This window comes from Sulfurovum sp. UBA12169, from assembly GCA_002742845.1.
In the GTDB taxonomy this organism is placed as follows: Bacteria; Campylobacterota; Campylobacteria; order Campylobacterales; family Sulfurovaceae; genus Sulfurovum.
Genome location: DLUH01000005.1, coordinates 466757 through 492022, shown reverse-complemented (window position 1 = coordinate 492022; position 25266 = coordinate 466757). Strand labels below are relative to the sequence as shown.

Annotated in this window: 22 protein-coding genes; 1 reads left to right on the top strand and 21 read right to left on the bottom strand. The window is 41.9% G+C overall.

Annotated features, from left to right (window positions below; all coding sequences use genetic code 11):
* Window positions 1-101: 101 nt before the first annotated feature.
* From CFH81_07520 to CFH81_07505, 4 genes are read right to left on the bottom strand one after another with little or no spacing between them, the layout of a single operon-like run.
* Window positions 102-674, bottom strand: a complete 573-nt coding sequence (locus CFH81_07520; protein DAB40054.1) for a ribonuclease HII — start codon at window positions 672-674, stop codon at window positions 102-104.
* Window positions 675-2459, bottom strand: a complete 1785-nt coding sequence (gene recQ, locus CFH81_07515; GenBank protein DAB40053.1) for a DNA helicase RecQ — start codon at window positions 2457-2459, stop codon at window positions 675-677.
* 58 nt (window positions 2460-2517) lie between these two features.
* Complete coding sequence (locus tag CFH81_07510) at window positions 2518-4230, bottom strand: GNAT family N-acetyltransferase (protein ID DAB40052.1); 1713 nt, start codon at window positions 4228-4230, stop codon at window positions 2518-2520.
* The gene (locus CFH81_07505) at window positions 4230-4439 is read right to left on the bottom strand and encodes a hypothetical protein (GenBank protein ID DAB40051.1); all 210 of its coding nucleotides are present in this window, start codon (window positions 4437-4439) and stop codon (window positions 4230-4232) included. The genes CFH81_07510 and CFH81_07505 overlap by 1 nt, the downstream gene beginning before the upstream one ends.
* A 209-nt stretch (window positions 4440-4648) precedes the next feature.
* Between CFH81_07505 and CFH81_07500 the strand changes: the two genes are divergently transcribed.
* On the top strand, window positions 4649-5488 hold the full coding sequence (locus CFH81_07500) for a patatin (GenBank protein ID DAB40050.1): 840 nt from the start codon (window positions 4649-4651) through the stop codon (window positions 5486-5488).
* On the opposite strand, the gene CFH81_07495 is transcribed toward CFH81_07500, so the two are convergent.
* From CFH81_07495 to CFH81_07415, 17 genes are all read right to left on the bottom strand, one after another.
* Window positions 5456-6118 carry a hypothetical protein gene (locus CFH81_07495; GenBank protein DAB40049.1) on the bottom strand — a complete coding sequence of 221 codons (663 nt, stop codon included), beginning with the start codon at window positions 6116-6118 and terminating at the stop codon, window positions 5456-5458. The genes CFH81_07500 and CFH81_07495 overlap by 33 nt on opposite strands.
* A gap of 52 nt (window positions 6119-6170) precedes the next feature.
* Window positions 6171-6962 carry a phosphate ABC transporter ATP-binding protein gene (pstB, locus tag CFH81_07490; protein ID DAB40048.1) on the bottom strand — a complete coding sequence of 264 codons (792 nt, stop codon included), beginning with the start codon at window positions 6960-6962 and terminating at the stop codon, window positions 6171-6173.
* A gap of 1 nt (window position 6963) precedes the next feature.
* Window positions 6964-7779, bottom strand: coding sequence for a phosphate ABC transporter, permease protein PstA (gene pstA / locus CFH81_07485; protein ID DAB40047.1), 816 nt, complete (start codon window positions 7777-7779; stop codon window positions 6964-6966).
* Window positions 7776-8630 (bottom strand): phosphate ABC transporter permease subunit PstC, encoded by an 855-nt coding sequence (gene pstC / locus CFH81_07480; GenBank protein DAB40046.1) that lies wholly within the window; start codon window positions 8628-8630, stop codon window positions 7776-7778. Before pstC ends, pstA begins: the two co-directional genes overlap by 4 nt.
* A 104-nt stretch (window positions 8631-8734) precedes the next feature.
* The gene (gene pstS / locus CFH81_07475; protein DAB40045.1) at window positions 8735-9736 is read right to left on the bottom strand and encodes a phosphate ABC transporter substrate-binding protein PstS; all 1002 of its coding nucleotides are present in this window, start codon (window positions 9734-9736) and stop codon (window positions 8735-8737) included.
* Between the two features lie 267 nt (window positions 9737-10003).
* The gene (locus CFH81_07470) at window positions 10004-10684 is read right to left on the bottom strand and encodes a DNA-binding response regulator (protein DAB40044.1); all 681 of its coding nucleotides are present in this window, start codon (window positions 10682-10684) and stop codon (window positions 10004-10006) included.
* Window positions 10685-10735: 51 nt separating this feature from the next.
* The gene (locus CFH81_07465) at window positions 10736-12274 is read right to left on the bottom strand and encodes an inorganic phosphate transporter (GenBank protein DAB40043.1); all 1539 of its coding nucleotides are present in this window, start codon (window positions 12272-12274) and stop codon (window positions 10736-10738) included.
* A gap of 171 nt (window positions 12275-12445) precedes the next feature.
* Window positions 12446-13615 carry a hypothetical protein gene (locus CFH81_07460; GenBank protein ID DAB40042.1) on the bottom strand — a complete coding sequence of 390 codons (1170 nt, stop codon included), beginning with the start codon at window positions 13613-13615 and terminating at the stop codon, window positions 12446-12448.
* A gap of 161 nt (window positions 13616-13776) precedes the next feature.
* Window positions 13777-16989, bottom strand: a complete 3213-nt coding sequence (locus tag CFH81_07455; GenBank protein ID DAB40041.1) for a hypothetical protein — start codon at window positions 16987-16989, stop codon at window positions 13777-13779.
* On the bottom strand, window positions 16990-18273 hold the full coding sequence (locus CFH81_07450; protein DAB40040.1) for a hypothetical protein: 1284 nt from the start codon (window positions 18271-18273) through the stop codon (window positions 16990-16992).
* Between the two features lie 9 nt (window positions 18274-18282).
* Window positions 18283-18921 (bottom strand): hypothetical protein, encoded by a 639-nt coding sequence (locus CFH81_07445; GenBank protein DAB40039.1) that lies wholly within the window; start codon window positions 18919-18921, stop codon window positions 18283-18285.
* 7 nt (window positions 18922-18928) lie between these two features.
* Window positions 18929-19333 carry a biopolymer transporter ExbD gene (locus CFH81_07440; protein DAB40038.1) on the bottom strand — a complete coding sequence of 135 codons (405 nt, stop codon included), beginning with the start codon at window positions 19331-19333 and terminating at the stop codon, window positions 18929-18931.
* Entirely contained in the window at window positions 19330-19965 is a 636-nt protein-coding gene (locus tag CFH81_07435; GenBank protein ID DAB40037.1) for a flagellar motor protein MotA, read from the bottom strand. The genes CFH81_07440 and CFH81_07435 overlap by 4 nt, the downstream gene beginning before the upstream one ends.
* Window positions 19946-21280 (bottom strand): flagellar motor protein MotA, encoded by a 1335-nt coding sequence (locus CFH81_07430; protein DAB40036.1) that lies wholly within the window; start codon window positions 21278-21280, stop codon window positions 19946-19948. The genes CFH81_07435 and CFH81_07430 overlap by 20 nt, the downstream gene beginning before the upstream one ends.
* Window positions 21280-22047 (bottom strand): hypothetical protein, encoded by a 768-nt coding sequence (locus tag CFH81_07425; GenBank protein ID DAB40035.1) that lies wholly within the window; start codon window positions 22045-22047, stop codon window positions 21280-21282. Before CFH81_07425 ends, CFH81_07430 begins: the two co-directional genes overlap by 1 nt.
* Window positions 22048-22190: 143 nt before the next feature.
* Window positions 22191-23735 carry a hypothetical protein gene (locus CFH81_07420; GenBank protein ID DAB40034.1) on the bottom strand — a complete coding sequence of 515 codons (1545 nt, stop codon included), beginning with the start codon at window positions 23733-23735 and terminating at the stop codon, window positions 22191-22193.
* A gap of 22 nt (window positions 23736-23757) precedes the next feature.
* The gene (locus tag CFH81_07415) at window positions 23758-25212 is read right to left on the bottom strand and encodes a hypothetical protein (GenBank protein DAB40033.1); all 1455 of its coding nucleotides are present in this window, start codon (window positions 25210-25212) and stop codon (window positions 23758-23760) included.
* Window positions 25213-25266: the final 54 nt, after the last annotated feature.

Here is a 25266-nt window from a genome sequence, read left to right as displayed (position 1 = left end):
AACCAAAGTGAGGATGTGGCGTCCATGATATTTCTGCCCGAAGAAAAAATGAAGTATTATCAAAAACTCGTTTTTATTGTATCTATTGATAAAATGCTATTTTAAAATTTGAACAACGACGGCTCATCGAGTTCTTTTATCCGAAAGGTTCGGCGATGCACCTCGCATCTGTCATACTTGCGGAGCGCCTGAATATGCTCTCTGGTTCCATATCCTTTGTGATTTTCAAAACCGTATTGCGGATATTTTTGAGCCAAAGCTTTCATCTCTCTGTCTCGCGTTACTTTTGCCAAAATACTCGCCGCACTGACCTCGGCTATCTTTTCGTCTGCCTTAACCATAGTATTTATCTGCTTTGCTCCAAACGTGCTGTTTCCATCAAAAAGATAATCACACTGCGGCAAGTGCTCCTGTATACTCTGTAAACCTTTTTGTAAACATTTTGAAAGTCCCCATGCATCAATTTGTGCCGCCGAAAAAGAGACAATATGGAAACGGGCATTTTTAACGATCTCCTCATAAAGTGCTTCTCTTTTTTTTTCAGTGAGCTTTTTGGAATCCATCAATCCCGCACCTTTCATGGATACACCCAGTACTACTCCGGCCATGACAAGTGGACCCGCTAAAGGGCCTCTTCCCGCCTCATCGATGCCGCAAAGAGGTTTACTAAACATTCAAACCCTCGAAGCAAGCAGTGTCAAAAATTCTTCGCCATAGCGCTCAAATTTTATATCCCCAACACCATGCACTTCGAGCATTTCATGTTTGTTTTGCGGCAACTTTATGCTGAGATCCTTAAGTGTTTTGTCTGAAAAAATGATATAGGGAGGGATATTGTTAACCGATGCAATGCGCATGCGTAGCTCTTTGAGTTTGCCGTATATTTCCTCATCATAATCATGAAAAGAACTTATGGCTTTTTTAAGTTCCGCTTTTTTAACGCTGAGCCTCTCTTTTTTTAAATCAATGCAATGCATGCCCCTGATCACTTCTGCGCCAAAAGATGTTAATCTATACACCTTAAATTCCCCCATTTCAATGGCATTAAGCTCCAGTAATTTGTCCCCTATGGTAAGCCACTGGCTTTTTGAATACTCTTCTCCTATGCCATATACAGAGAGTTTATGGTGCCCGTTTTTCACAATACGCTGCTCTTTGCTTCCGCGCAACACATCGATCACATAATGCAAGCCGTACGCTTGTTCGGTGCGCCAAATAGCAGACAGGAGCTTTTGTGCAGCCTTGGTAATATCTATCTTTTCAGCCGAAGGCGTACCGCAATTGTCACACCCATCTTTGCATGTTTCAATCCTGTCATCAAAATACGCAGCAATGCTTTGGTGTCTGCATCCCTCGGAATTGGCAAAACGCACCATGCTCTCAAGTTTATAGTACGCATGGTCCTTGTAGGGCATTTGGGGCAAATCATCAATAAACATCTTTTGCTGAACAATATCCTGAGCAGAGAAGAGCAGCAATGTTTCTGATGGCAGTCCATCCCGGCCTGCCCGGCCTATCTCTTGATAAAAATTTTCCAATGTTTTAGGCAAACTCATGTGTACGACAAAACGAATATTGCTCTTGTCTATACCCATCCCAAAGGCAATGGTAGCGACCACTATTTGCACTCTGTCAGCAACGAAATCGCTATATACACTATTTTTTTCTTCAGTTGGCAAGCCTGCGTGGTAGGCTTTTGCCACAATGCCTTTGGTTTGCAAGAAATGCGCAACTGATTGGGTGGATTTGCGAGAAAGAGTATAGATGATTCCTGAATCACCTTGATACTCTTTAAGAAATTCTATCAATTGTTCTCTGCCATCCCCAATGCGGTGTCGGGCATTTATCGTCAAATTGCTGCGAAAGAGCGAACCTCTCACACGCTTGGGGCCTATCAAACCTAGATTTGCGATGATATCTTGCTCAACTGCTTTGGTCGCCGTTGCTGTAAAAGCTGCAACCGGTACAGAAGGAAACTGCTCCTTGAGCAAAGAGAGCCGTCTATAATTTTCTCTAAATTCATGCCCCCACTCACTTACGCAGTGCGCCTCATCCACCACAAAGAAATTGACAGGCAGTTGACGCAAAAGTGCTAAAAAATATTCATTGGTTAATCGTTCCGGGGCAACATACAACAGCTTGATCTCACCTTTTTTGAGCTGTTCTTGTATCTGCATACTCTCTTCGAGATCCTGCATAGAGCTTAGCATTGCCGCACTAATGCCGTTGGCTCTGAGTGCGGTCACCTGATCATACATGAGTGCAAGCAGCGGGGAGATAACGACTGTTATTCCCTCTAGTAAAAGCGTAGGAAGCTGATAGCAAAGGGATTTGCCTCCTCCCGTAGGCAAGACCATCAAAACATCCCGCTTTGCCAAAATGGCATCTACAATCTCTTCTTGCAGGGGCCTGAATGCGCTGTATCCAAAATAATATTCGAGGGTCTGTTGTTTGTCCATGATGCAATTGTAGCGAGTTGAAAGAAAAGATCCTATAAAAATGTCAAATTGACATCTTTTATCTAAAATACCTTTCTGCTTTTGCAGGTTTGAGATAGTTTAAATCCACGACGATAAGCCCATCAATACAATTGTTAAAATCTTTATCATACCCAAAATCTAAAAACTTCACTCCGCCCTCTTCGCACACTTCCGCATACTGTTTATAGAGCGTTGGAATTGCATACCCCATTAAACTCAGTTCTTCCTTAAGCCTGCGCTGATCTTCTCTGTAATTATCTCCCGCAAACAAACTTTGGCAATATGCCTTCAGCTCCAAAGGGATGCTATAGGAAACTTTATGAACAACCAATTTCTCCGACGAGCCAAAATAATGTTGAAAAAAATAAATCATCAACGCTTTGGCCTTGTCATTGAATGCATTGCTCAAACTTACTGCCCCGAACAAGTAGCGGATTTGGGGATTTTGCTTCACATATGCGCCAATGCCTTGCCACAGATAATCCAGTGCCCGGCTATTCCAGTATTTGGGTTGAACAAAACTTCTTCCAAGCTCCAATCCTCTGCCCAGATAGAGCAAAAAGTTTTCATCAAAATCAAAAAGTGTTTTGGTATAAAGCCCCTCTGTATCAAACTCTTCTATGATCTCTCTTGACTCGCCCAAACGGTATGCCCCGGCTATCTCCAAAGCCTCATCATCCCAAATAATGAGATGCTTATAATAATAGTCGTACTCGTCAAGGTCACGTTTTTTACCGCTCCCTTCTCCCACATGGCGAAAACTCACTTCTCTTAATCTTCCTATCTCTTTAAGCACGCAGTTTTCGATGGGTGATTCGTACAGGATGATTTTTTTGCCGTCAAAAGTCTCTCCCAAAATCTTTCCATATTTCAGTTCGGCCTTAAGTTCGCTTCTAGATTCGGGTATCGAAATCTCATTTTGTGTTTTAAAAAGCGGTTTTTTATGTTTGGCAACATGATAAAAATGTTTTCGTAAAAGCTTTACGACATCATTGCTTCCCAAAGAAGGAACATGATAGGCATCAAACGGTATGGATTTTCCTATCGTAAATTCTATTTTTTTACCTTTGGCCTTAAACATTTCATGAGGAAGCGTTATGGTTGCCAAAGAGCGATTGAGCATAGAAAGGATATAAAAATGATTTGAATTTTTTGCCTTGATATAGACCGGAAGGATCGGTGCTTTCATCTTCGAAGCAATCTTTAAAAAACCGCTCTTCCATGATGTGTCTTTAATGCCGCTTGGTCGGGCCCGACTGACTTCCCCGGAAGGAAAAATGATGACTGCCTGTTCTTCTTCAAGAGCATGGTATATGCTTCTAATCGTCTCTTTATTCATCCCTCCGGTGATATTATCCACAGGAATAAGTACATCGTTAAGATTTTCAAGTCCTAAAAGAAAATCGTTTGCTACGATCTTGATATCGCTTCTGATGTCTTTAAGCAGATGCATAAGCGCCATCGCGTCCAACGCGCCCAAAGGATGATTGGCAATGATTACGACCCTTCCATAGGTGGGAATATGGCGGAGTTCTTCTTTTTTTAGCCCAATTGAAATATCGAAATAATCTATCGTTGCTTCGATGAAACTAAACGCATCCTTTTGTACATTTTCCCGTAAAAAAATATTGATCTGGTCTTCATGAAAAAATTTTTTCAAACCGGTGAAAAGCAATTGCTTTAAAGCCCGAGGGGCCTGTGTGATTTGCGGGTAGTGGTGCTCTATATAATTTTCTATACTTATCTGCATTAGGCTATCCTATAAAGCTCATTGATCTCGCCGATAAGATACAGATGTACCAAGTTTATTTTTTTATGAATTGCAAATAATGCTTCGACTCTCTCCCACTCTTCATAAATAAGTTCTAAAGCTTCTTCTTCGGTAATAAAAAATGATTTAGCGATTCTGGCTGAAAGTTCTTCAAGATGTTCATCTGAAACGTTACATTCCGCTTGCATGGATAGCTCTCCTAGAGATAAGTTTCATCATTATAAAAAAGGCTGATTACATTTCAATAACATAAAGCTATATTTTTTTCTTGCATGAATATAATGCTGTTTTTCGTTCCCTTTTCTGCTGCAATCCTTTAAATAATTTCTCTTCTTTTTCAGACTTTGAAGCGCTACTTCCACAGTACCCGGAATATAAAAGATATAATGATATCATTATGGAGCATATCCGTAAAATCGCGGTTGAGGGGCGAGAGAATGAACAGAAATTACCGAGTGGTTGGGTCATGAAAATTAGTTTAGCATTATCGGGTGGGGCTGCACGGGGTGCTTTTCATCTTGGTGTACTTGAAGCACTGGAAAAGAACGGTTTTTCTATTGAAGCCATTTCGGGGACCAGTATTGGAGCGATTATCGGCACAAGCTATGCGGCCGGAGTAGCACCCAGAGAACAACTAGAAATTTTTGAATCCAAAGCTTTTAAGAAAATTTTTAAACTCAAAGGGTTTCGCAATGGTTTCTTTCGTATTGATCAGCAGCAAGATATTCTCAAGAAGCTTATCCCCATCTCGCATATTGAAAAAACGCGTATCAAATTGCATATTACGGCTGTGGATCTTATCAGCGGGGAGATTATACGTTTCGATAAAGGAGAAGCCATTCCTTTGTGTGTTGCCTCCAGCGCCGTCTTGCCCCTTTTTGAACCGCTCCTTTATGGGGCATACTATCTAGCAGACGGGGGTGTCATGGACAATCTTCCCGTTGCGCCGCTGCTAAAGTACAATCATCCTATCATCGGAGTGGATCTGCATCCGCTCTTTCACGGGTTTACCCCTTCTTTCATCGGCGGCATAAAACGCACCCTCTTTTTGACATGGCATGCCTCCATTCAAGAGCACCTCAAACTGTGTGATTTTTACATCACCGACCCCAAGCTCTCAAACTACGCGCTCTTGCGTTTTAAAAATTTTAAAGAGATGTTTCATCTTGGCTATGAAACCACTATGGAGTTATCAAAGCAAAAATTAAAGTTTGCCGCCAATTCTGGCAAAGAGTAATTTGGAAGCAATATCCTGAAGCCTGTCGATAATCTTCATATTTTTTCTGATATACTTAAGCAAATTGATAAATTCATCATTGACTTCGTGGGTTTGATGCATGATTTGCAGCACATCTTTTTCAAGCATTGAATAGATATCGTCTGTTTTACTAAACTCCACATCAATCTTGCTTTCAAGATCTAAAAGTTTATTTTTGTCTTCTGTCTCACGGATCATTTCAATCGTATAATTCATGGCTTGAATCGTGCACTGATTGATCGAAAGAGATTCTTTTATGATACGTTTTATTTGCGGATCCGCCTTGGGATTACAGATTTTCATATTTTTTATATAATTTGTTTCGTTCGATGCAATGCGCTGCAAAGAGGAAGTAATCTTTAAAAATGCGACCATCTCCCTGAGATCTTTTGCTTCGGGGGAAAAGCGTACAAATGCTGTCAAGACAAGATTGTCTATCTCTTCAACTTTTTTATCGATTGAATCAAGAGGAATATTTGCCTGCTCAAAACTTTGTTCATCGCAGACCCTCAATGCATGCAAGGCAAGCTTTTGTGAAATCATCATCTCTTCCAATACAGCAGCGGTTTTTTCTCGTACCTGTATAACTTTATTTTCTATACTTAGCATCAATTCTCCTTGGTATTTGGTTGTTATGTAATTTACGCAAAAAGCAGTGTTTTTATCCAAATCTGCCGGTTACGTAATCCTCTGTCATTTTATTGGAAGGATTGAGGAATACCGATTCTGTTTTGTCAAATTCTATAAGTTCGCCAAGATACATAAATGCCGTATAATCACTCAATCGGCTGGCTTGCTGCATATTGTGAGTCACGATAGCCACCGATATTTCCGATTTAAGCTCTGCAATCAACTCTTCTATTGCTCCTGTCGAGATAGGATCCAATGCCGAAGTAGGCTCATCAAAAAGCAGCACTTCAGGCTTAAGCGCTACTGCTCGGGCAATACAAAGTCTTTGCTGCTGTCCGCCGCTCAATCCCATTGCGCTCCCGCCCAGCCTATCCTTGGTTTCCTCCCATATCGCTGCGCCCTTAAGCGCTTTTTCTACACGGTCTTGCAGTTCAGTTTTATTTTTGATGCCTGAAAGTTTTAGGCCATAGGCCACATTATCAAAAATACTCATAGGAAAAGGGGTAGGCTTTTGAAAAATCATTCCTACGGTTTGACGAAGCGCAATCAGTTCATTCTCTTTCTTAAGTTCTAGTACATTTTGATTTTTTCCAGACGCGGTATGAAGTGTAATTTTCCCTTCATACTTATTTCCCGGATATACATCATGGATTCGGTTCATGCAGCGAAGCAGTGTGGATTTGCCGCATCCGCTTGGTCCTATCAGCGCAGTGATTTTATTGCGTTCGATCGGCAAGGTCACGCTGTTTAAAGAGGAGGACGCAGCTCCGGCATAGGTAAAAGTAAGATTTTCTGCTTTCATAGCCATAATGTTTTGTTTCATATTATTTGCCTTTCTTGTTTCTTGTGGCATAGCGGCCCAAAAGATTGATTGTCAAAACGATCACTGTCAAAATAAATGAGGCGGCCCACGCCAATTGTCTGCTTGATTCATCCGGATAGGTAGCCAGATTATAGATACTGACCGTCAAAGAAGGAAACTGCTCATTCATATCCATTGTAAAAAACTGATTGTTTGCCGAGGTAAACAGCAAGGGTGCAGTTTCTCCGATAATACGTGCGAAAGAGAGCAAAATACCTGTAGTTATTCCTGTTTTTGCAGACCTTAGTACAATTTGGACGATAATCTTGTGCCTGCTCCCGCCCAATGCAATACCTGCCTCTCTGAGTTCTTGTGGCACCAGGGAAAGCATGTTGTCGGTGGTGTTGACAATAATAGGAATCATCATGATAGCCAAAGCCGCACTCCCTGCCCATCCATTATAAGTATTAAACGGTGCGACCATAAAGGCATAAACAAATACCCCAATCACAATAGAAGGCGCGCTCATCATCACATCATTGAGGTTTCGAAGCACCATCGCAAGCTTCCCTCCTCCGCTATATTCTCGCAAATAGATACCTGCCATCATACCCAGAGGAACCGCGATCAGCGTAGCAATCAGCGCCATAGTAAACTGACCTACAAGTAAATTTCGTATCCCCCCGTTGACCAAATCATTTGTAAATGTTGTCAACGAGATACTGTCTATCCCCTTATAGCCCAGAGTAATCAAAATCCAAAAAAGAAAACCTATTCCTATGATTGCCGATGCGGTTGAAACCAGCAGAATCACTTTATTGAGCAGCAAGCGGTTCATTTTACTCCCCTTCTTAAAAAATAAAATTTCGCAAGAGAAATAACGGCAAAACTGACAACAAAAAGAATGAGCGCCAAATAGTACATACTTGAAAGCTGCAAATCTTGCGCTTCGGAAAAATTGTTGGCAAGCAAAACAGGGATAGAGATAGTTGAATCAGTCACCTTCTGCGCAACGCTCATCACTGAACCTATCAAGAAGGCTACAGCCATCGTTTCACCCAGCGCACGTCCCAGAGCCAGTATAACCGATCCAATAATGCCGGCTTTTGAATATGGCATCACCACATCTTTAATTACTTCAAATGTCGTTGCTCCCATAGCATAGGCCGACTCTTTAAGAATTCCCGGTGTTGTATTCATTGCGTCTTTGGTGATCGCTGCCATAAAAGGAAGGATCATGATGGCCAAAACGACCCCTGCTGTCAACAATCCTACACCATTCCCGCCGAACAACTCTTGAATAATAGGAGCAAAATAAAAAAGTCCCCACATGCCATAAATAATGCTGGGGATAGCAGCAAGCAGCTCTATCGCCATAGAAACAGGTTTGACGAGATTACTGTGGGCTATTTCAGTTAAAAAAATTGCAATTCCCATCGCTAGCGGAGTGGCAATAGCCATGGCAATCAGCGTACTTAAAAGCGTACCGACAATGGGCACCCATCCTCCGAATATACCGCCATAGCCATCTTCATCCGTTTCCCAGTGTTCAATCGTTAAAAAGTCAAAGCCGAATGTTTGCATTGATTGCTGCGCATAGGTAAAAAGTATTGCAAAAATACCGATCAGCAAGAAAAATGTGAGTGTTGCAGAAAGCAAAGAGAGCTGCCTAAAGACTTTTCCGTTCATGCTTAACCTTAATTTTAAATTATGGGAATTTTATAGGAAAAGGGTTACATTTTGATAACAAAAAAACAATGGTGACGTTGCACCATTGTATCGAAGGAGAAAAATTATTTGATCTTTTTGTTTTCCCAATATGCTCTTATCTGATCTTTTGTCGATGCGGGAAGCGGTACATATCCAAGTTCTTCCGCCGCCTTGTCTCCGTTTGCAAACACCCAATCAAAAAACGCTGTGACTTTTTTGTTGGTATCTGCTTTTTCCGAAGGAAGCAAAATGAATGTTGCCGCTACGATAGGATAGGAAGTTGCACCTGCAGGATCCCCGATAACCGCATAAAAGTCATTTTCAGGTGACCATGTAGCATATTTTGCCGCATCCTGGAAAGACTCTAAAGTCGGAACGATAAATTTGCCTTCTTTGTTCTCTATCTGCGCCGCAGGCAATCCGAGCTTAATTTTATAAGAATATTCAATATAGCCGATAGAATTTTTAATCTGCTGGATATTTGCAGATACGCCTGAATTTGATTTACCTGCTACCAATTTTGCAGCTTTCCAGGTAGGCTGTTTGCTTACCTTGAATGAAGGATCGATCTGATTTAAAAAATAGGTAAAATTGTAAGTGGTTCCTGACTCATCTGCTCTAACCGCTACCGTAATAGGCTCATGAGGAAGCTTAAGATCTTTATTGTCTTTTGCAATGATTTCATCATCCCAGAAAGATGCTTTCCCTGAAAAAATCGCAGAAATTGCCGCACGGCTCAGTTTTAGTTCGCCGTCTTTCACTCCCTCAATATTGTATGATAGTGTAATGGAGCCTATTACTGTAGGAAACATAAATAGTTTAGCTTTTTTAAGAATTTCTGATTTTAAAGGGCTGTCTGATCCGCCAAAGTCTACCATTCTTTTTGAAGCTGAAGAGATCCCGTCTCCGGATCCTGTAGGTGTATAGTTTACTTGGTTTTGGGTTGCATTGTAATATTCTGATGTCCATGCCTGATACACAGGTCCGGGAAACGATGCGCCTCTTCCTTTGATTTCGTCGGCATTTGCGGCACTAAGCACAAACGACGCTGCCGCCAGTGTCGTCATTACTTTTTTAAATGTCATGTGTTTTCCTTGAGAAAATAGGTTATCCGTTTGGATTGTGTAAAGTATAAAATAAGTCGATAACATTTTGATTACAAAAAATTGAGCCCTCTTAATAATTCATTTATTGAATCCAAAATATAGTTTAGAATAACGGAATCAAATTTTGGATGACGGAAATTCTGTCATTGCAGACGTGATCCGCACTCTGGTTTATGATTTAATGAGAGGTTTTGATAAAAAAATGGGGCATGAGATTTGCAAGGCAACTAAAAATTTTAGAAACAATTAAAGCAATTTATATCCTATGCCCCACACAGGAGCAAAATAGTTCTTTTTATTCATAGGATCTATTTTTTTCTTCAGTCTATTGAGTGCCACATTGATCGTTTTATCATGAAAGGTTGCACTGTCGTTCCCCCACACCTTGTCTCGCAAAAAATCTCTGTCTAGCGGCCGTTTTGGATTTTTTATGAATGCATGAAGCAGTCTAAACTCCAAGTTGGTTAGATCAACAGGCTCTTCATTGATGAAAAGCTGATGTTTTTGAAGATCGAGCATCATATCTTTGTATCGGACTGTATTATTTGTTGTGGCACCGCTTCTTCTGAGTAATGCTTCTATTCGCAGCAAAAGTTCTTTAATGCTAAACGGTTTTGTTATATAGTCATCGCCCCCGCTTCTAAATCCCTCCTCAAGATCACCTTCCTGATCCCTTGCGGTTAAAAAAATAATAGGGATCTCATAGCCCAATTGTCGCAACTTGCAAACAAATTCGCTCCCTTCCATCCCGGGAAGATTACGGTCTACAATCATAAGCGAAGGACTCTCTTCTTCTAAAAACTGTTCTACATTTTCCGTAGAGAGAAAACCGGTTACCTCGTATCCCTCTTTGGCAAGATGATACTCAAGCAATTCTAAAATATCCTCTTCGTCTTCTATCAAAATGATTTCTATATTTTTTTTCATTCGCCCGATACTACTGTTTTATGATTACATTTTGATAACATGTGCTTGTCCTTATGCGCCCATTCCCTTAAGCACATAAAAAATGATTGCGGAGAGCATTGCTGCGGCAGGAACTGTGATCACCCATGCTGCTATGATTTTTTTTATCATGTCCCTCTTTACATAGTTTTCTCTCAAAATATTTTTGATCTTTTTAACCTTTTTCTTTTGCGCCTTAATCTCCTCTAGAAGCTCAATGCGGTCTTTGTACTCCTCGTGGGTCAACACTTCTAGTCTTTCTTTTAGCATGCGATGTTTTTCTACTTCAACAAACAATACTTTTTGTTTTTCTTTCATGTTTTGACTGTCAAGCCATTCTCTTAAAAAACCTACGCCAAATACTGCACCTACAGCAATGTGCGTAGAAGAAACCGGCAGCCCAAGCTGTGAAGCAACCACAACGGTTATTGCTGCTGCCATCATGATGGAAAAGGCTCTCATCTGATCAAGTTCGGTGATTTCGGTTCCTACCGTTCTGATAAGCCTGGGACCAAACAATGCCAACCCTATGGAGATGCCCAAGCCTCCTACTACCATGATCCACGGAGGTATGGCTGCTTTTTGGGAAACCGCCATGTTGGCCATCGCATCATAAATCGCAGCAAGAGGCCCTACCGCGTTGGCAACATCGTTTGCCCCGTGAGCAAAACTAAGCAGCGCGGCTGCGAACACAAGCGGGAGCGTGAAAAGAAGATTCAAATCGCTTCTGTCATCATTCATGCCTGCAATTTTCATTGCAACCCGAGGTTTAACTGCAATATAGGTTATCACCCCTCCTATAAAGCCGAAAATGAGCGCAAGAGAAAAGCTGGGCTTATCACTTTGCGGCAAAAAACTCACTGCCCCCACCAAGTCTTTCCAGACGTGCTTCAGTCCCTTGAGTGTCAAATAGGTGACAAATGCAGCCACCATAATAGCAACAAGCAGAGGAATCACTTTTTTGGCGGCTGCAAGCTTATCCTCTTTATATAAAATTTTTGATTTGATGATATAAAGAAAACCTGCGGCAATCACTCCTCCTAAAACAGGAGAAATAACCCATGAAGCCACTATACCTCCCATGGTTCCCCATGAAACAACAGACAAACCTCCTGCGGCAATCCCTGCCCCCACAACACCTCCGACAATCGAGTGTGTTGTTGAAACAGGCGCCTTCATCCATGTTGCAAGATTAAGCCAAAGTGCGGCAGCCAAAAGTGCGGCGCTCATTGCATAGACAAACATGCTTGAATTATCGCCAAAAACAGCAGGATCTATAATGTCCTCTTTAATAGTTCCCACCACATCGCCGCCGGCTATCAGTGCGCCGGCCGCCTCAAAAACAGAAGCAACCAAAATGGCACCGCCGATACTAAGTGCTCCCGCACCCACCGCGGGTCCTACATTATTTGCTACATCATTGGCTCCGATATTCATCGCCATGTAAGCGCCAAATACCGCTGCCAGAACCAAAAATCCGCCATGAGGCATACTACCCATTGTTTTGTGAACATAAAATGCCACAACCATAGCAAACCCCGCACCCAAACCTATCTTCAGCATGTGATTCATGCATTTACCCCTGTTTCAAATCTATAGAGTAAAGTATAGCATCTCTTGGCGCATAAAGTGATGAACAAAAAAAGAAAAAGAAGAGAATATTAAACAATTATAAGTAAAAAGCAGAAAAAGGCACCAAAAATGATGCCTTCTCAAATGAGAGTTACGCCCTAAAAACAAACGTTACCAGTTTACCTCTGTCGTAAGCATGAAGGCATCAGTTTCATCAGTGCCGTCTATCTCTTCATTCATATAGTTGGCAATAAACTCTACATATTTGTTGTACTGGTAGGTAAGGCCGGCGATGGTTCTTCTTCTTTCTTTTTCTGTGTAGTTGTCAAGGTCCCAGCTGTCGTATCTGCCGATGATGCCGTAGTCTTTCATGCTTTTAGAAAGCGTTGCCAGCCTGAACTCGCCGTTGACAGACCATCCGTCACCGGCATATTTTGCATTCGCATCTTCGGTACTGACATACTGAGCCGCCACCAAAAACTCCGGCTGGTTGTACACTGCATGCATCCCGTACCAGTTTAGATCTTCGTTTTTGTGTTTGTTGCTCTCATCATTCCACTGCCCAAAGAACGATATGTCCGCGTAAGTCATATCATCTTTTCTCTTCTCTTTGCCTGTACCGAGGAGGTGGCCTGTCAGTCTCCACTCGGCACTGAGCCCGTCTCCGTTTTCCAAGTCGTGATACCCTTCGCCGTTAAAGAGTCCAAGCTCAGATGAGAAATGAGGCATTTTTGTCTTGAAGTTTACACCGAGGTCTGCCGAGTTTGTCAAGTGTGCTCCCTCATCTGCCTCAACAAAAACTTTGGAGATCGAACGGTAGTTCCATCCGCCATGCTCCTCATAGTCGATCCACGGCCTGTGCGACTGGCCGATCTCTACGCCCGTATAAGGCAGCACGTTGTCAAGATAGAGATAGGCATACTTCAGCCTGACTTCCCAGCTATCTCCATCTTCTGCGTCTGTTTCGCCTGTATTTTGGAACGTATCAAGTGTGATCCTGAAGTAATTCTTCGGATTGTCCTCAAAGAAACCTTTCACCTGAAGGTAGTTTCTTCTAGTTTCAAACTCATTTGTATCGTCTGCATTATCGCTGACAAACCCAAGATAGTGCTTGCCGCTGAGTTCAATGACCGGCGATTTGGAAGTAAGCTGCGATGCATTTTCAACCTTTTGCACTTCAATAGCCTCGGTTGCTTTGACCTGTTTTGCTTCCAGCTGGGCTATTTTTTCGGCCATGGCTGCCATTTGCGCTTTCAGTTCTTTGAGTTCAGAACTTGTGCTTGCAGTTGCTGCGGTTGCCATCATTGCAATAGCGACCGCAGAAAGTACGATTTTTTTCATTATCTCTTTTCCTTGTTTTGTTTGGCTGAAAGTTTAAAATAAAAAAGTTACAAAACGGTAACAATCCATTCAAAAATTTAAAATTTTTCTTATTTCAATCAATATATCCTCTTATTTATATCGCTTAGCCTATTGTATTCAAATTTGATTGAAAACGTATATCAAAATTTATACGAGGCGCTGAAGCTGAATGTTCTGCCTGTCTTATATCTATTTGTTGCATGATCTTCATCCTGCTGATACCAAACGGTTTCGCCGTCAAGCAAATTGCCAAACTTCATCTTGAGATTAAACCCGTTATCAAAATTTTCAATCCATACCACATCAAAAATGGCAGCAGGATTCTCCATATAGTCAGGGTATACTACTTCTCCTCCATCTTCCTTCATTCCCAATTTCCGAATTCTTTCACCCATTTTATTGTATGCCAGCGTTATACTTCTTTCGCTTATTTCGTAGGACAGTCCAAGATTGATTACCATCTGGGAGAGGCCTTGCAGCTGTCTATGATTTGATGTCAGGAGCTCTTCTTGCGCCTGGCCTATGGTCACATCAGAATCTGTATAGGTAAAGTTTCCTGACACGTAAAAATCATTCATCCGTTCACTGATGAAATCGAGTTTTTTTCTCCCGTCAAACTCAATTCCATACATTGTAGCGTTTTGGGAGTTCATAAATGAATATATTGGCAATGACGAAGAAGGCACCATGGTATCCTCAATCGGCTGATCAAGTTTTTTGTAAAATAAACCGACTTTGATATTTTCTGTTGACGAGAAATAATGACTGTACTTGATATCATAGCTCTCTATCATCGTATAGTTTAAATCCGGGTTTCCTTTTACGTCGGCAATTTCGTAAGGATGCGAATATATACCGCTTGATGCTTCGCGCAAATCCGGAAGAATATAGGTTTTTGCATATGCCACATCTATCGTATTATTTTCATCAACTATGTATTTAAAAGATGCGCTCGGGAACAGTTCGTTTTCCAGCTCAAGAATACGGTCATATTTCTGATAGGTATTATTTTTGCTTGGGTCATACTCTTCCCCAGGATGTTCCCTGCGCGAATATAAATAATAAGAAGTGGTTTTCTGCTCAACATTGACTTCTCTTAATCCTAATAATACCTCCAAAGACTCAACCGGTTTTAAAAAAATACTTTGATACCAGTCTGACTCATCGACATTCGCATCAAAATAGTTCTTGGCCTGCGTATTATTTTCCAAGGTAAAGCGTCGATCATCAAACCAGATATCCGGACGGACATACTCATCATAGATCGTATCAATAGGATCAGTGAACTCTGTTTCATCCCCATTGATTTTGATACCATATGAGTCAAGTTGTGATTTTCTTTTTTTGATACTTCCGGCATAACCGATATCAAGATAATCCTCTTCGCTAAAAATGTCTATAAAAAGTTTATTTTTAAGGTAGAATGCATCTACATCGTCATTTGAAGCGAGTCTTTTGGCAAACTGGTTTGATGTCTTCTGTAGATATGCAGGCTCCCCGCTGTCCAAACCGTCGTCATCTACATAGATATACCTAAAATTATTTGGTTGGTTCAATTGCGCGGATGCTTTTTCATATCCAAAGCCAAACTCGCTTTTTGTATCAAAAATTTCATATTTAAGGTCTCCGTTTATCTGGTCTGCGAGCAAGGTTCTCTCTTCCCATTCCAAATCGTAATAATTAAAGATCTCATTGGGGTTTGAACCGAATTCTCCTACGGACAATTTAGTTCCCTTCAGTCCGTTATGGGTATAAAGCTTGGTATATTTGACATTAAAAACATCTGCAAAACTATACCCGATATTAAATATTCCCGCCTGAGAATAGTCCGAGAAGGATCTTAGTGCAAATCCGGTGCTGCTCGGGTTGTCATACATGGTGCCATTTTCTTGGTCATATTCATATTTTGCGATTGTTTCTTCACGATACTCATGCTCCTGTGAATATTCATAGTTTCCAAAAACAGTAATCTTGTTCTCGTCGTCTATATCATAATGCTTAGAAAATTCGATCCCCGCACTGCCGCCAAGAGGAAGCGGATTGTATTCAATGTTGTATTTTCTGTCGCCTACATAGTTCTGTATAAACTCAGAAAGCTCTTCCTTGAGATAGTACCGAGTCGTAAATGAAGTGGGGCTCTCTCCGATAACAATGCGTGTTTCATCCAGTATGCTCTGGTCAATGTCCCTATACCCGTCATCAAAACCGGTCCAATCGGTACTGCTTCCTTGATAGTCTACTACATTTTTTCCCGTATTGCTGTTGCCCTTTAAACCCAAGGTGACTTTGACATAATCATCGTTTGCATTGTCTTTTGTCCTGATATCCACATATCCCCCTCCAAAACTTGCCGGGATATCTGCCGTTGCGCTTTTTTGAACTTTCATAGAACCGATAACACCGGAAGGGAAAATATCCAAAGGTACCACTCTTTTGGTCGGATCCGGAGAAGGCAGGGGCATAGAGTTCATTTCTATATTGCTGTATCTATCGCCTAACCCCCGCACATAAATACTCTTTCCGCCGATCAGCGTTACACCCGTCACTCTTTTTAGCGCACTTGCCGCATCACTGTCACCTTTTTTCGACATCTCTTCGGAGCCGAGTATATTGGTTACGGCACTGCTCTTTTTCTCTTCTTGCATGATATCGGCGATACTCCCTTCTACTTTTGGGGCAAGCACGACAAACTCCTCCAATTCCATACTGGCCGGAGTCAACTTGACCGTTTTGGATGTTTTCCCGTCTTTTTTGACTACTATTCCCCCTATCGTAGCTGCACTGTATGCCGAGTGTACGACTGAAATGCTTAATGCTTTTCCGGATGGTACGGTTGCGGTAAAATATCCGCTCTCATCGGTTCGCATATCGACATCGGTACCTCTTACAAATACTCTTGCACCGCCTATTGGTATATTGCCTTCTGAAGACATTACCCTGCCGCTTAAAATTCCGGTTCCTGTCGCTTTTTCTTCCTCTTTGTCCTTTATGACGGAAACAGCTACAGGCGTATCGATATCAATACTGTTGCCGTCTCTTTTGGATAACGTCGCGATCACTTCGGTATTTCTATTTTCTTTGACCAAAACCGGTTTTTTAAAATACCCAAGATTTTCACGTGAGGGGGTTTTGCCAAAAATTTCCACCTGATGCTTCCCGGCTGACAGCGTTACTTTCACTGCTCCGTCTGCATCTGTTTTATATATACTGCTGCCATCTATCTTCACTTCATTGGAGACAAGCGGTTTTCCATCACTAAAGAGCAATACAGAAAGCGTACCCTCTTTTGATTCACTGGCAAAAATAATGACCGGCAAGATCATTACAAGCAAAAAACGTACTGCTTTTTTCATCTAGATACACTCCATGCTGTTGCTTCTGCATTTCTCTATATTTTTACGTATCACCGTTGCTTTGGAGAAAAGTTCATCATCTTGAATTTTCTTCAAATGTGTTTCTGCACTCTCATAATCTTTAACTACATAATAAGAATAGGCCAACGCATAACGAATATTGTCATCATTAAGCAATCCGTAACGATCCAATGCATCCCTAAGTCCGATAATCATCTCAAACTCGCCCCTGCTTACATAGATGGCTACTTTTTGTTTCGTTTTCTCGATCTTGTCTGTCATTTTTGAATTCAAATAAAGAGCATGTGCAAGCAAACCGTTCCTTCTATACATTTCGGCAGCTTCTTTTGTATATTTTGAATCATAATACGATCCTTTTTCAAACAAATCCGCAGTCGTATAGGGCATATTATTTTGATTGTAATAGTGTCCCAATAGGATATATATGTTTGCCGATGAGGGGAATTTCAGCTTTGCCTCTTCCAAAATCTTAATCGCTTCATTGGATTCTCCGCCGCCGGCGAGCATTTGTGCCAGGAGAATATATTCCTCGGCTTTTGCGGGAACTTTTTTCATATAGGCTTTTGCTGCCTTAATTGCTGCTTGGTACAGCTTTAACTCTCCGAAATAATAAAATTTTTGTTTCAATAAAGTGACGTCATCGGGGAAAAGCAGCGTGCCACGGTTTAAAGCTTCTATCGCTGACCCTTTTTGATCTGCTTTCCAGTAACATTCTGCTCTAAGTGTAAACAGCGAAGCATGTTCGCTCCCCTTATCTCCTGCAGCATCTAATGCCTGGACGGCGTTGAGATATTGGCCGGATTTATAATAGGCTTGAGACAAATAAATATAAATTTCTTCAATTTGGTCTTTTCTTAGTTTTTCCGGGTCAAAAATAGGCTTTTTAACCCTTGCCTCATCTGCTTTTTTGTCCTTTGAAAAGACTGAAAAGAGAACCTCTTTTTTAGGTTTTTCTTCAGCCGGCGGAGTATAGACTTTCTTTTGAAGGGCCCTGATTGCCTCTAAAAATTCATGAACGGATTCCTGGTATTTCTCCTCTTTGAGAAAAATCAAACCTCTCATTGAATAATATTTGTCCCACTCTATGTCTATATGGGAGTTCTTGGCTTCCTGGAGTTCTTCAAGCGCTTTATCATATTTCCCGTCATAATACATAATGGTTGCTATTTCCATATGGTTGATCGTTTGTTCAGCAGGTTCCTTTGCCTCAAGTGAATAGAGTAAAAAAGGAACAAGCGATAACATAAATAGTGTTTTTAACATCTTTTCACCTTAATTAAAATCGAAGCGAACTTTCTGTTTCGCCCATACTTTGACAGGATTGCCTTTATATTTGGCCGGAGCAAAACGCCAACTTCGTACACCGCTTAAAGCCGCTTGATCAAATATACCGGCAGGGGAGGAAGCAATCACCTTGGCAATCTCTACGCTTCCGTCTTTCCCGATCAGCAAATTGACCATCACAAATCCCTTGATGCGCTTTTTTGCTGCTTCTTGGGGATATTCAAGCGGTCCGCGTGAAACAACCCTGGGTTTTGTATCGACAGCTCCTTCGCTCATCGCCGCATCTGATGCCACATCGCCCAATATATTCTTGCCATCTTCCATGATGTCTGATGAGGCAAATTCCGGTATGTTCATTTCGATGCCTCCCAGCATTGCGCCAATATCCGGAAGCGGTGCTTTTGGCTGCGCTTTGGGCTGCGGCTTGGGTTTGGGTTTGGGTTTCTCCACTTTTTGAGGCTGTTTGGCAACCTTTACGTAACGCATAGGTTCTTTTACTTTTTTCTCTTTTTTCTCAACCTTTGCATTAAAAGAGACAACCAGTATCACCATGAGGGCCATTCCGGCCAACATTGTCAGAAATGCATAGTTCTTTGCTCTGCGTTTTATAAACTTTTCACGATTCATGACAGGATTATCCCATCTCTTTGGAGGTAGAAACTGCTACATCTTTTGCACCCGACATACGACATTCGTCAACCACGTCTATGAGGGTTTCAACAGGAATGGTCTCGTCGGTTATCACTAGTACAGATTTATCGGTAGACGTACGGAGCAAATCTCTGATCTTACTCTGGGTCGCCCATAGCTGTATAGGCTGATTGTCTATATAGACCTGGCTCGTATTGTCAATATAAACACGTATCACTTTAGAGTCAGCCTTGCTGGCACTTGTTGCAGAGGGGCGGTTGATGTCCAGCTTCATATCTTTGACAAATGTTGTTGTTACCATAAAAAAGATCAACAGGATAAATACCATGTCGATCAGAGGGGATACGTCAATATTGTCCACTTCTTGTTTTTTAGGCCTAATTCTCATGCTGCATCCTTCGTAGCGATAATATCTGTGATCTGTTCAAATTCAAGTTCAAAACGCTCAGCCTTACGATCGAAGATACGTCCGATGATAAGGCCTGGTACTGCTACAACCAGCCCCAATTCTGTAGTAAAGAGCGCTTTGGAAATACCTCCCGATATGCTTGTGCCCTGCGAAAACATCGAACTGTTTTGAAGCGCATCGAACGTTTCTATCATCCCTATAACGGTTCCGAGAAGTCCGACCAGTGGCGCAAGTACGACAATCGTCTTGGTTAAAATTCTGTAGGTATTCACTTCAGAATAGTATGGAAGCAAAGCACCGTCGATATGTTTTCGTATATCTGCACCGATAGCTTTTGCTTCGTTGGCAGCGCTCAATGCATCAGCAATAGCATAATCGAGCACGCCGCGCATAGATTGGTTTTCGCCTCTGGATAAATGCTTGTCTATCAAACGGCGGACATTTCCTTGTGTTCCTCTCTGGAGCAGCAAATACCGGTATCCAAGCCCATACCAAAGAAACAGGTTCAGCACAAAAAGGACCCACATTACTGATCCTCCGGCATTCATAAGCTCAACAAATCTGCTGATAAATTCAAGTAGAGAGAGCATATCAACCCCTATGTTTCTCATAAAGGTTTACAATATGCAGGGCATTCTGCTCCATTGAATTTTTGATATTCTGTGCCCATCCTGAGAGCAGGTTTCCAAGTAAAAGCAGCGGGATTGCTACGATCAGACCCTGCATAGTCGTCACCAACGCAGCGGAGATTCCTCCCGAAAGAAGTTTTGGATCACCCGTACCGAACTCCGTAATAACATCAAATGTTTCAATCATACCCGTCACTGTGCCAAGCAGACCCAACAACGGTGCAACGGCTGCAATCACCAGCACAAAACTTCCAAACTTGTCAATTTGGCTGCTTTCATTAAGGATATTTTCCATAATGACATCTTCGATATGTTCTCTGTCTTTATCGATATTTCTCAGCGCCGACTTGATCACCCTTGCGGTTGAGCCTTCATACTTTTTGATCGCCTCAAGTGCTTCATGTATTTTTCCGCTTTGAACCTTTTCAACGACAATCGACGTAATTTCATTGACATTGGAACTTGCCTGAATCAGATTAATCGCTCTCAATCCCAAAAGTATCAACCCGAAAAGACCAAGACCAAAAGTGATATACCCGATCATCCCTCCGTCCGCAAGCGTATCTTCTATGGTTTTTTCTTTTACATAATCCACCTCTTTATCAAGGTTTTCATATACAAAGATATCGATATTGCCCGTCTTTTCCTTGGCAAACATTGCTTTTGCATCATCAGACGATCCTGCTGCATTCCACAGCTTGTAAGCGCTGTCTCCTGCCGGGGCCAGCGCACCTGCGGCCATTTTTGAGATACCGTAGGCAGCGATATTCCCAACTTTAACGATATCTCCTTGTGCCTTTTTCCCATCCGGAAGGTAAAATTCGCCTTTTTCATTTCTCAGGGAAGAGAGTTCGCCATAAAGCTTTATCGACGAGGAAAATGCCTGTTGAATCTTTTGGAGATCAGTCGTTTTATTGTCATCGGCAAGTACAATCCCGTAAGGTTCAAGCGTCATGCGTGCCTGATTTACTACGTCGCCTGCAAATCCGCCGTTTTCTTCCCTTTCTGAAAGTTCTTTATTGAGTTTTTCAAGTTTTTCGCCACTGACTTTTGATGCTTCGGATATCTCCAATAACTTTTTTTGAAGTTCTTCTATCTTCTGCTTTGAGGCATTCAGGTCTTTTTCTTGCTGCACCTTGTCTGATATCAATCGTTTTTCCAATTCTTCTTTCTGCGCTTTCAAATAGGCATACTCTTTTTGATATGCTCTTTCAAGTTCATTTGAATATGCGGCTGTTGATACCATCAGTAATGCTGCTATCATATAAAATAATTTAATCATAGATGATGCTTTCATTAGTTTGCTCCTCTAAGTAGTAGTGCATTTGGCAGCGTAAAATATCCGGTACGGATCTGTTTTTGCAAAGAATCAAAAAAATCGATAATCTGTGAACGCTCTGTGTCATCTTTGGCAATAACATAGCTATACTGATTTCCGTTTTGTTTGACATACCCTACTTTATTATCAGGAGTTGCAAAGAACATCATTACAGAACCGATTTTTGCGATCTTTGCCATAGTAGATTTACCCTCAAGTACAATCTCTTGTTTGAACTGGCCTATCTCTTTAGTCAGGCGCAATGCATCATCATAGCTTGACCATGTAAGTGCCAACGCCTTTTCTTGGGTAATATTACCGCTTTGAAGATCGTTTTTGATTTGGCGAAGAGCTGATACTCGTTCATCTATCTTGAACGGCACCCCTGCTTTGATCACATTTTCAAGTGCATCCAACGCATCAAAAACAATAGGTTTAAAATCCATGGTTGAATTTCCCAACATTTCAATTTTTTTCTGCACCTTCTCGATATTTTGATTTGTAAGCTTCAAGGAGGTTTCCTGGCGATTGATCTGTGCTTCATTGTCTGAAACCTGCAATGCATTTGACTTCATTTGCGACTTGTATGCATCTCTATTGTCATCAATCTGTGTATAGAGTTTCTCTACTTCCGATCTTAATTGCATAATTGATTGAACCATCTGATCTTCAGCCATAAGCATAGGAGACAAGATAGTCTGTGAAGCTGCCAGCAAAAACAGCAGCTTTTTGGGTGTAGTAATCATTATATACTCCAAAGGATGTAATTTTGCGAAATTCTAATGAAAACCTGTAACGTAATGGTTACAGAATGAAAATATTTTTTAAGGATTTGTATGATTGGGGTTTTGCAGTTACAACAAGCAGCTGATACTGCTTGTTGGAAGAGTTATTTCGTATTTTCTGTACCGTTATCAAAAATCCCCTCAAGCGTAGCCGCTGAAGTACCTGTAAATCTAGCGCCTGTAGAAGTGCCTTCGATTGTCACATTGGCAAATGAAATGTTGGCCGCATCGACGGTATCAGAAGTTTTGTCGCCGCTCATTGAATAGAACGCGCCGTAAGTATCGTTTACGTTGTCTGCGATTGTACCGTTTTTAAAATGTCCGCCTATGCCATCACCTTTAAAGTAAATACCGCCTTCTTTTGCCGAACCGTTTTGCACAATGTTAAATCCGTCGAACGTCGCATGTGTCGTACCTGACATCTCAACTGCAGCGTTGCCTGTGGTGGTTGCGATATTGAGGTTTTTTACGGTTCCGGAGAATCCGTCATCAACATCGAAATAGTCATCTGTACATCTTGTAATATTGACATTTGTCAGATTAACTGTGCCGCCCCATAGCTCGATACCGTCATCATCTGAAAGATCCACTGTAATATTCTCCACGACTGTTCCCGAACCTACGCCCACCATAGAAAGGCCGTTGATCTCTTTATCGACTTCCATTGTGATACCTGAGTTGAGGATCTTCACATGTCTGAGGATACCCGAGTTATCTTCCATATTGGTAGCATCCGCTACAAAGTCCGCATTGACTTCATACGCTTTAACCTGATCGTTAGCCGCATGTCCGATGATTGTCAAGCCGCCCCACTGTCCTATTGCAGGCGCTTCGCCGTCAATCGCTGCTTTTGTAGAAGTAAATATAATCGGCTCAGTTTCCGTACCATCAGCCATGATCTTCGCACCTTTATCTACGATCATATAAGAAGTTTGTTCTCCCGTACCGTCATAAGCCGCAATCGTCGTACCGGGCTCGATTGTCAATGTCGCGCCGCTCTCTACCACTACCAGCCCATCGATCAGCCATAGTTTGTCTTTTGTTAATATCATTTCTCCCGCAATGCTGCTTGGCAGTGCCTCTTGGGGTTTGACAGCAGAGTCCACTATCGTTGCTGTAGCCGTTGTATGATCAAAACTGAAATTTTCATAATCGTCTTCGGTGATACTGTTTTCATTGCTGATCGTCTCCCCGTCTTTAACCACAAGGAAGGTATCCGGTTTTCCCGCAAGCCCTTCATAAACCTTCTCTCCAACATCATAATAAAGCATGAATGCGGCACCTGTAGGAATGATCTCTTTTTGAATATAATAAAAATTTACATCATAACAATGATTGGCCATTGTCGATGCACCGCCATCTCCCGTAGCGCCCTCTTTAAGGGCAGGGAAACAAAGTTCTCCGTTATTGTAAGCAGGAAAACTGCTGAACTGATTATCGATTTGCGTAAGATCCTCAACTTGGATTTGCCCTGCCTTATGTGTATAAATTTTATTTACAGAAGGCATAACTAGCGCATATTGCGTTTTATCGGCGCTATCATACGCAACATAAAAACTCGTATTGGCATACTCGGCTGCATAAAGCGACCCACTTAAAACAGAGGCTGCAACAACTGAACTGGCTAAAAATCTTGATTTAAAATACATTTTTTCTCCTTTATTATTTGTTTTAGTCTTCGCATCCGCCCGTAATCGGGTTAACATTTTGACACTCAGTAGGCTCTGTAGGTTCCGTTGGCGCCGTGGGCTCGTCTTCGCATCCGCCCGTAATCGGGTTAACATTCTGGCATTCGACTACCTTAACCGTTCTTGTTAGGGTCGCTGTATTCCCTGCTGCATCCGTTGCAGTATACGTTATCGTGTATTCTCCGACCGTTTGGGTATCTACTATACCACTTGATACCACATTGATGCTTCCGTCAACCTCATCGATTGCACTTGCTCCCGGATCTGTAAAGACTGTTCCCTTGTAAACCGTTATCAGCTCTTCTCCGTTTAGGGTGATTTGCGGGGGTGTTGTATCTTCAACAACAGGTGCCTCTTCAACAATGACCGTTCTAGTTGCCGTGCCCACATTGCCTGCTGCATCCGTAGCTGTCCATGTAATCACATAGGTACCCGCTGCAGCTGTATTGACACTTCCGCTCATGATCGGTGTCAATGTGCCGTCTACGTTGTCGCTTGCCGTCGCTCCTGCATCACTATACGTTGCGCCCACCATTATGGTGACGGTCGTTTCCCCGTTTAGTATTACCGTAGGCGGTGTCGTATCGGCTACTGGCGCTTCTTGAACAATCACGGTTCTTGTTTTGCTTGCGCTATTGCCTGCTTTGTCCGTCGCAGTATACGTTATAATATAAGTGCCTGCTGTTGCAGTATCGACCGAACCGGACTTTTTAGGATCCATTGCGCCCTCAAAAGCATCATAGGCTGTTGCGCCTGCATCTGCATAACTTGTTTTTGCCGCGTTTGCCATGATAGTAACTGTTTCTTCGCCGAGCAGTGTTACAATAGGTGCTTCTGTATCGGATTTCTTAAGGTGATCTACCGCTGTTTTCTCGTCAACCAGCACAAGGTCTGCCTGACGAAGAAGCGTTTGGGCATCTCCTTCAAACTCGCTGCTTGCTGCATCAAGCGGATTGGTTATAATTTCTTCTACCTGTTTTGGATCAAGTACAATTTCATTATCAGGATTATTATCACTGTCAAGCGTCAGGAGAAGCTGCGCCAGATTGACTGCTGCTGTATCATTTTTAGGATACAGTATATAAGGTGTTACGATCATGCCGTCTTCCACTTCAACCGGCCCAAATTCCATAGCGCCAAGCTTAAATGAGATGCTGTCTCCCACTTTACAGGTAAATTTTCCCTCCCCGTCCGTTACGCCGCTTTTGTTTGATTTGTCGCATGTATACGATAACCCCACAACTGCCGCATCAATAAATGTTCCGGTTGCCTCCGCGTCTGCTTCGCTGTTGCTGCTGTCGCATCCTGAAAACATAAATATTGCCGAAGCAACACATGCCGACAAAATTATTTTTTTACTCATTGCGTATTCCTTGTTGTCAAATTTGCCATGAATCATAAATAACAGGCGTAACATATTGATAACAAACGAGACCATTTGATAACATTTTGGCAATATATAAAATCAGAGTATTTTGAGATGAAGTTTTTA

What these genes read in the sequence shown, in the direction of transcription:
- recQ (DAB40053.1), bottom strand. Translation starts at nt 2,459, where the DNA reads ATGGACAAACAACAGACCCTCGAATATTATTTTGGATACAGCGCATTC.
- CFH81_07520 (DAB40054.1), bottom strand. Translation starts at nt 674, where the DNA reads ATGTTTAGTAAACCTCTTTGCGGCATCGATGAGGCGGGAAGAGGCCCT.
- CFH81_07510 (DAB40052.1), bottom strand. Translation starts at nt 4,230, where the DNA reads ATGCAGATAAGTATAGAAAATTATATAGAGCACCACTACCCGCAAATC.
- CFH81_07470 (DAB40044.1), bottom strand. Translation starts at nt 10,684, where the DNA reads ATGAAAAAAAATATAGAAATCATTTTGATAGAAGACGAAGAGGATATT.
- CFH81_07505 (DAB40051.1), bottom strand. Translation starts at nt 4,439, where the DNA reads ATGCAAGCGGAATGTAACGTTTCAGATGAACATCTTGAAGAACTTTCA.
- CFH81_07430 (DAB40036.1), bottom strand. Translation starts at nt 21,280, where the DNA reads ATGAAAGCATCATCTATGATTAAATTATTTTATATGATAGCAGCATTA.
- pstA (DAB40047.1), bottom strand. Translation starts at nt 7,779, where the DNA reads ATGAACCGCTTGCTGCTCAATAAAGTGATTCTGCTGGTTTCAACCGCA.
- CFH81_07460 (DAB40042.1), bottom strand. Translation starts at nt 13,615, where the DNA reads ATGAAAAAAATCGTACTTTCTGCGGTCGCTATTGCAATGATGGCAACC.
- pstS (DAB40045.1), bottom strand. Translation starts at nt 9,736, where the DNA reads ATGACATTTAAAAAAGTAATGACGACACTGGCGGCAGCGTCGTTTGTG.
- CFH81_07435 (DAB40037.1), bottom strand. Translation starts at nt 19,965, where the DNA reads ATGAGAAACATAGGGGTTGATATGCTCTCTCTACTTGAATTTATCAGC.
- CFH81_07465 (DAB40043.1), bottom strand. Translation starts at nt 12,274, where the DNA reads ATGAATCACATGCTGAAGATAGGTTTGGGTGCGGGGTTTGCTATGGTT.
- CFH81_07450 (DAB40040.1), bottom strand. Translation starts at nt 18,273, where the DNA reads ATGTTAAAAACACTATTTATGTTATCGCTTGTTCCTTTTTTACTCTAT.
- CFH81_07455 (DAB40041.1), bottom strand. Translation starts at nt 16,989, where the DNA reads ATGAAAAAAGCAGTACGTTTTTTGCTTGTAATGATCTTGCCGGTCATT.
- CFH81_07415 (DAB40033.1), bottom strand. Translation starts at nt 25,212, where the DNA reads ATGGTCTCGTTTGTTATCAATATGTTACGCCTGTTATTTATGATTCAT.
- CFH81_07495 (DAB40049.1), bottom strand. Translation starts at nt 6,118, where the DNA reads ATGCTAAGTATAGAAAATAAAGTTATACAGGTACGAGAAAAAACCGCT.
- CFH81_07425 (DAB40035.1), bottom strand. Translation starts at nt 22,047, where the DNA reads ATGATTACTACACCCAAAAAGCTGCTGTTTTTGCTGGCAGCTTCACAG.
- CFH81_07420 (DAB40034.1), bottom strand. Translation starts at nt 23,735, where the DNA reads ATGTATTTTAAATCAAGATTTTTAGCCAGTTCAGTTGTTGCAGCCTCT.
- CFH81_07500 (DAB40050.1), top strand. Translation starts at nt 4,649, where the DNA reads ATGGAGCATATCCGTAAAATCGCGGTTGAGGGGCGAGAGAATGAACAG.
- CFH81_07440 (DAB40038.1), bottom strand. Translation starts at nt 19,333, where the DNA reads ATGAGAATTAGGCCTAAAAAACAAGAAGTGGACAATATTGACGTATCC.
- pstC (DAB40046.1), bottom strand. Translation starts at nt 8,630, where the DNA reads ATGAACGGAAAAGTCTTTAGGCAGCTCTCTTTGCTTTCTGCAACACTC.
- CFH81_07445 (DAB40039.1), bottom strand. Translation starts at nt 18,921, where the DNA reads ATGAATCGTGAAAAGTTTATAAAACGCAGAGCAAAGAACTATGCATTT.
- pstB (DAB40048.1), bottom strand. Translation starts at nt 6,962, where the DNA reads ATGAAACAAAACATTATGGCTATGAAAGCAGAAAATCTTACTTTTACC.